Source organism: Microbacterium sp. Bi128, assembly GCF_918698205.1.
In genome coordinates this window covers 1-5,750 of the sequence record NZ_CAKKMM010000253.1, presented here as the reverse complement: position 1 = coordinate 5,750, position 5,750 = coordinate 1, and the positions used below count along the sequence as shown (strand labels likewise).

At 69.7% G+C, this 5,750-nt stretch carries 6 protein-coding genes and 1 pseudogene; 6 read left to right on the top strand and 1 reads right to left on the bottom strand.

Annotated elements, in window-relative coordinates:
• Positions 1 to 588: epoxide hydrolase family protein (locus LQV45_RS16265; RefSeq protein WP_230007927.1), on the bottom strand; the 588-nt coding region annotated here is incomplete at its 3' end.
• Between the two features lie 91 nt (positions 589 to 679).
• Between LQV45_RS16265 and LQV45_RS16260 the strand changes: the two genes are divergently transcribed.
• From LQV45_RS16260 to LQV45_RS16235, 6 genes and pseudogenes are all read left to right on the top strand, one after another.
• Positions 680 to 1,234, top strand: a complete 555-nt coding sequence (locus LQV45_RS16260; RefSeq protein ID WP_230007926.1) for an ABATE domain-containing protein — start codon at positions 680 to 682, stop codon at positions 1,232 to 1,234.
• Positions 1,222 to 1,446: pseudogene (locus LQV45_RS16255) on the top strand (restriction endonuclease); the annotation flags it as partial. The gene LQV45_RS16260 and the pseudogene LQV45_RS16255, both read left to right, overlap by 13 nt.
• 72 nt (positions 1,447 to 1,518) lie before the next feature.
• Positions 1,519 to 2,187: a TetR/AcrR family transcriptional regulator gene (locus tag LQV45_RS16250; RefSeq protein ID WP_230007925.1), complete on the top strand. Its 669-nt coding sequence runs from the start codon at positions 1,519 to 1,521 to the stop codon at positions 2,185 to 2,187.
• An 82-nt stretch (positions 2,188 to 2,269) separates the two neighbouring features.
• Positions 2,270 to 3,511, top strand: a complete 1,242-nt coding sequence (locus LQV45_RS16245) for an acyl-CoA dehydrogenase family protein (protein WP_230007924.1) — start codon at positions 2,270 to 2,272, stop codon at positions 3,509 to 3,511.
• Between the two features lie 204 nt (positions 3,512 to 3,715).
• Entirely contained in the window at positions 3,716 to 4,897 is a 1,182-nt protein-coding gene (locus LQV45_RS16240) for an AI-2E family transporter (RefSeq protein ID WP_230007923.1), read from the top strand.
• Between the two features lie 3 nt (positions 4,898 to 4,900).
• A partial coding sequence (locus LQV45_RS16235; protein ID WP_230007922.1) for an ATP-dependent DNA ligase occupies positions 4,901 to 5,750 on the top strand: 850 nt, incomplete at its 3' end.

Sequence of the window (5,750 nt, the reverse complement as noted above, 5' to 3'; positions counted from 1 at the left end):
GGCGATCGGGATCGGTCCGCCCCAGTACCACCCGTGGGCGAGAAAGCGGTCGTATCCCAACCGGCCCATGAGGCGAACCCAGGTCGCCGCGATGCGCTCGGTGCCCCACCCCTCCTCGGCCGGTTTGTCGGAGTAGCCGTAGCCCGGAAGCGACGGCGCGACGACATGGAATGCGGGCGCGAGGGGATCCTGAGGGTCCGCGAGCTCGTCGATGACGTCGACGAACTCTGCGACACTCCCCGGCCATCCGTGCGTCAGGACGAGCGGAGTGGCATCCGACCGCGGGGAGCGTCGATGCAGGAAATGGATGCCAAGGCCGTCGACGACGGTACGGAACTGGCCGATCTCGTTGAGGCGACGTTCGAACGCCCGCCAGTCGTACGCAGTTTGCCAGTACTCCACAAGTTCCACGATGTCGGCGAGGGGCGGGCCCTGGTCCCATCGGTCGCGGCCCCGAACACCCTCACGCGTGGTCTCGCGTTCGGGGAGGCGTGTCGATGCGAGACGTGCCCGCAGCTCCGCCAGCTGTTCCTCCGTGGCACGCGCCTCGAAGAGTTCGACGCGGTCGTCGGACGGGTGGTTGAGCATGGGTGGTCCCCCTTAGTACGAACCGCCGAGAACCGGCTGAGACGGTTCTAACACGCGGACCATCGCCAGCGGAACCACCTAAGATGGTTCCGTGTCTGAACGTGCCCCGGAGTTCCGCGTGGGCTCCGTGCTGGCCACCAGCTTCACCGGGACACTCACCGAGCGATGCGGCACACCCGTCGAACGCATTCCTACGCCCGCGCGCCTCGCGGACTGGCTGAGCGAGATGGGACTGGCCGTCGATGCGTGCTCGCCCGCCGACCTCGCCGCAGCGACAGACCTGCGCGAGGCGATCCACGTCGCCGCGACCGCCCAGGCTCTCGGTCGACCGCATCCGCGCGATGCCGTTGACGTCATCAACGCTGCCAGCGCTCGCGGCGGGGCGGCAGCTGCTCTGACACGGGATGGCCACCGGCGGTGGCTCCTGGGGCGGCCGCCGACCGTCGTCGCCGCTCTGGGAGTCGTGGCCACCGATGCGATCGAGATCCTCTCGGGCGTGCGCCCCGGCGTACTCGCCCTCTGCGCCTCGCCCACATGCCGCGCAGCCTTCCTCGATACCAGCCGCGGTCGCACGCGCCGATGGTGCGAGATGAACACCTGCGGCAACCATGAGAAGAAGGCGCGCCTCAAATCCCGGCACGGGTAACTGCGCCTTGCCGCGACGCCAAGAGCTACTTCGCCGTTCTCCTCGACGACAACGATCGCAAGCCGATCGCGAGACTGCACTTCAACGGTCGCCAGAAGTACCTCGGGCTACTGGACGAGCAGAAGACAGAGACGCGGCATCCGATCGAGGAGCTGGACGAGATCTACCAGCACGCGGATTCGATCCGGGAAGCAGTCGTTCGATACCGGTAAGAGACAAGGCCCTGGCCGAGTCGACGCTGTGGCGGGACGTTCGTCGGCATCCACGCCCGTAGGCTTCCCGTCATGACGGACGCCCCTCCCCCTCCAGGCCGCACCGCGGTCGTGGCCGCCGCGATCGCGCTGTTCGCCGAGCGCGGGTACGACCAGACCTCGGTCGAGCAGATCGCCCAGGCTGCGGGAGTGTCGCGGTCGACGTTCTTCCGCCAGTTCGGCGGGAAAGAAGACGTCGTCTTCGCCGACCACGAGGTACTGATCGACGAGACGCGCACCTTCCTGGCGCAGCAGCACGACGACCCCTGGGCCGCGGTGTGCGACGCGTCTATGCGCGTGTTCCGCCACTTCGCCGCCGACCCCGAGCTGGCGCGTCGGCGTTACGTGATCGTGCGCGAGGTGCCCGTGCTGCGCGATCGCGAGATCGTCACGGTGTTCCGCTACGAGCGCCTCTTCGACGAGTACCTCCGCGAGGCGCTCCCCGGCCTTGACCCCCTGGATGCCGTCGGCTTCGCCGCCCTCGTCACGGCCGTACACAACCACGTGCTGCGCCGTCTGATGCGCGGCGCGCGGGTGCCGGCATCCACTCTCCGTCGTGCGCTCGACGACGTGCTGCGCCGGTACGGCGTGCACCCCGACGGCGACGACGCCGCGGGAGACGACCTCATCGTCGCGGCGTTCCCCCGCCGGATGCCGGCGGCCGAGGTCACGCGGCGGCTGCGCGCGAACCTGCCGCACTGAGTTCCGCCGCGAGCCCGCCAGGCGAGGCGAATGCGTGCAGACTCACATGACACCCAGTACCAACATGCGCGATACTGAGTACATGAGCACCGACGCCCAGCCCCGCACGCTCCCCGGCGAGCGCATCGCCTCGTACGACCTGCTCGGTCGCCGCGACACCGACTACTACGCCGTCTTCGCCGACATCCCCGACGCCGACCGCGTCGCGTGGGACAACGCGAAGCTCTTCGTCGACGAGGTCGGCACCCGCATGCAGGCCGAGTGGGATGCCGCGACCTACCCCGTCGAGCTGCTGCGGCGCATGGGCGAGCTCGAGCTGTTCACGGACGGCATCGAGCACCCCGACCTCCCGGTGTCCTCGCCGCTGGCGGCGGGCCTGGTCAACATGGAGGTCTCGCGCGGCGACGGCTCGCTCGCCACGGCCCTCGCCGTCCAGGGCGGACTCGCCCTGCGCACGCTCGCGATGTTCGGCTCCCCCGAACAACAGGCGCGCTGGCTGAAGCCCCTCGCCGACGGCACGGTGCTCGGCGCCTTCGCCCTGACCGAGCCCGACCACGGCTCCGACTCCGTCTCGCTCGAGACCACCGCCACCCGCACGGCCGAGGGCTGGACGCTCTCGGGAACCAAGAAGTGGATCGGCAACGGCGCCTCCGGCGGCATCACGTTCGTCTGGGCGCGCGTGGATTCCGAGGGCGACGACGACCACGACAAGGTGCGCTGCTTCCTCGTCGAGCAGGAGACCCCGGGGTACACGGGCACCGTCATCACGGGGAAGGTGTCGCTCCGCGGCATCCATCAGGCTCACATCGCCCTCGACGGGGTGCGTCTTGCCGCGGATGCCGTGCTCCCGGGGACCCACACCTTCAAGGACGCGTCGGCCGTGCTGTTCGCCACGCGCTCGGGCGTCGCGTGGTCGGCGCTCGGGCACGCGACCGCCTGCTACGAGGCGGCGCGGACATATGCCACCGAGCGCATGCAGTTCGGAAAGCCGCTCGCGAAGTTCCAGATGGTGCAGGAACGCCTCGCCCAGATGCTCGACGAGCTCACCGCGATGCAGCTGTACTGCCGACGTCTCGCTGACCTCGAGATCTCGGGCGGCCTCCGCCCCACGCAGGCGTCGCTGGCGAAATACCACAACACCCGTGCCGCGCGTCGCGTCGCGGCGATCGCCCGTGACCTGCTCGGGGGCAACGGCATCCTGCTCGAGAACGGCGTGATGCAGCACATGGCCGACATCGAGGCGATCCACACGTACGAGGGCACCGAGAGCGTGCAGGCCCTCCTCCTCGGCCGCGACATCACGGGCATGAGCGCCTTCGTCTGATTCCGGATGCCACGCCCCGGCGCAGGCGTGGCGCTGGGGGCACACGCGGGGCGACGGTGCGGGCTGCCACGGCCCGACGCGGGCATGGCGCTGGAGGTAGGCGCGGGTCGACGGTGCGGGATGCCACGGTCTCGTGGCCTTAATCCGCCTCGGGGATACGCGCAACCCGCGCGCGATGTCGGGAGTCCCCGCTACCGTCGTCGCATGAGCCTGTTCTCCCGCCGTCCCGCGCACCGAGACGCCGTGGCGTCGGCGATCACCCATACCGAGCAGTCGCCGCCGCACAGCCTGTGGTCCGACGGGTTCGGCAAGCTGGCCGTCCGCGCCGTGCAGATCATCGTCGTGGTGCTGCTCGTCGGCGGGCTCATCTGGGGCATTCAGCAAGTGACGCTCGTCATTATCCCGCTGATCCTCGCCCTGATCTTCGCGTCGGCGTTCGGCCCGGTGACCATGTGGATGCGCCATAAGGGCGTGCCGGCTGTCATCGCGACGCTGTTGACGCTGCTCGCCGTGGTCGCCGTGCTGGGTGGCTTGGGGTGGCTCGTCGTCAACGCCGTCATCGACCAGTGGGACTACCTCGTCTCCCAGGCGGTCGAGGGCTTCCAGCAGGCGCAGGACTGGTATCACACGCTGCCGTTCGCGATCTCGTCCGATCAGGTCAACTCCGCCCTGCAGGGCATCGGCGACTTCGTCACGAGCGCGCAGTTCGGCACGGGAGCGCTCGCCGGCGTCAGCGCCGTCGCCTCGTTCGTCACCGGATTCGTGCTCATGGTCGTCATCCTGTTCTTCTTCCTGAAGGACGGCCCGAGCATGTGGGAGTTCGTCCTGCGCCCCTTCCGTGGGAGCGACTACGACCGCGCGCGCCGCATCGGCGACAAGACGGTGACGGTTCTCGGTTCCTACGTTCGCGGCACGGCGTCGGTGGCGGCGGTCGATGCGATCGGGATCGGCGTCGGTCTCGCGATCCTCCAGGTGCCCCTCGCCCTCCCGCTCGCGGTGCTCGTCTTCCTGCTGGCGTTCATCCCCATCGTGGGTGCGGTGGTCGCCGGCATCCTGGCCGCTCTCGTGGCCCTCGTCACGAACGGGTGGGTCGTTGCCCTCATCGTCGTCGGCATCGTCGTGCTCGTGAACCAGCTCGAGGGCAACTTCCTCCAGCCGGTACTGATGGGCCGATCGATGCAGTTGCACTCTTTCGTCGTGCTGGTGGTCCTTGCCGGTGGCACCGCGATCGGCGGCATCCTGGGCACCCTCCTGGCCGTGCCGCTCACGGCGGTGGCGTGGGGCATCATCTCGGTGTGGAACGGCCCCGATGAACCCGCCACGTGGGCGCGCCGCAAGAAGCGGTCCACCCCCGTGCCCCTCTCCGGGCACGAGAGCACCGACTGACCCATGCCGTACGACATTCCCGCCCCGATGCTCGCGAAATCCGTTCCCGCGGTCCCCGACCCCGGAAAGGTCGAGGGTGGGCTGTCGTACGAGCCGAAGTGGGATGGCTTCCGCGCGCTGGTGTCGTGGGACGGCACCGACGTCGAGATCGGCAGTCGCGGGGCGAAGCCGCTTACCCGCTACTTCCCCGAGCTCGTCGAGGCCTTCGCGCGGCTCCTCCCCGAACCCTGCCTGATCGACGGCGAGGTGGTCGTCGCGCGCGGTGACGCCGGAGCGCAGCGCCTCGACTGGGAGGCCCTGTCGCAGCGCATCCACCCGGCCGCGTCGCGCGTGGCGCTGCTGTCCGAAGAGACGCCGGCGATGTTCATCGCGTTCGACCTGCTCGCGCGTGGCGACCGCGATCTGCAGAGCGAGCCCTTCGCCGAGCGTCGCGCGCAGCTCGTCGACCTGCTCGGCGCGGTCCCCCACCCCGTGCACGTCACCCGCACCACCGACGACCCCGACCTCGCCCGCCGGTGGCTCGCCGAGTTCGAGGGAGCGGGCCTGGACGGCGTCGTCGCCAAACCCCTCGCGCAGCCCTACGCCCCGGGCAAGCGCACGATGTTCAAGATCAAGCACGCCCGCACCGCCGACGTGGTGGCGCTCGGCTACCGCATCCACAAGTCGGGGCAGGGCGTGGGCTCACTGCTCGTCGGCCTCTACGACGACGGGGGTCGGCTACACGGCGTCGGCGGGGTGTCCGCGTGGACCGACAAGCGTCGGCAGGAACTCATCGACGAGCTCGCCCCACTGGTCGAGAGGGATGCCGACGGAGAAGCGGTCGTCGGCGAGACCGACCGCGCGAGGTTCTCGG